The following is a 236-nucleotide window of genomic DNA, read 5'->3' on the forward strand; positions in this document are numbered from 1 at the left end:
GTGTATCGCCGATCACCTGTTTCATCTGCTGTACCAGATCTGCTATGCCTCGATCGCACAATTCCTGGGTCGTGATCACCTGATACCCCAGCTCCAGGCTGGCATCGATGTCTCCCGGATGGTTCAATGTGCCGCGGATCCCGACCTGAAATACCTTATCCGGCTGCAGCAAACCTTCTTCATGCGCACGGATAAACGGCGAGCCGTGCCAGTATTTTTCGTCGTAATAGGTGTCC

The 236-nt window shown here is 54.2% G+C and carries 1 protein-coding gene; it reads right to left on the bottom strand.

The features are described from left to right. The coding region (locus MXD62_RS09655; RefSeq protein WP_248829009.1) for an arginase family protein at positions 1–236 on the bottom strand (236 nt) is incomplete at both ends.

The organism is Frankia sp. Mgl5 (assembly GCF_023242985.1).
GTDB classification, from domain to species: domain Bacteria; phylum Actinomycetota; class Actinomycetes; order Frankiales; family Frankiaceae; genus Parafrankia; species Parafrankia soli.